Genomic DNA, 207 nt, shown 5'->3' with positions numbered 1-207 from the left:
TGCCGAGCATGGCCAGGAAGGTGGAGGCCTTGCGCTCCCAGCGCACGTTCAACCTGCGGTAGGAGCCCAGCCAGGCGATCGAGCGCTCGACCTTGTACCGGTGGCGACCCAGCCGCTGGGAGGACTCGATGCCAGGACGGGCCAGGCGCACGCCGATCCCGCGTTCGCGCAGCCAGCGGCGCCGGTCACGGGAGTGGTAGGCCTTGT

The 207-nt window shown here is 70.5% G+C and carries 1 pseudogene; it reads right to left on the bottom strand.

What is annotated here, in order from left to right:
- Window positions 1-207: pseudogene (locus ACTVAJ_RS30325) on the bottom strand (IS5/IS1182 family transposase); the annotation flags it as partial.

The organism is Nocardiopsis sp. KDC1DS13DA1 (assembly GCF_055632325.1).
Note: the sequence above shows the minus strand (reverse complement) of the source record. Positions and strands in the feature narration are given on the sequence as shown.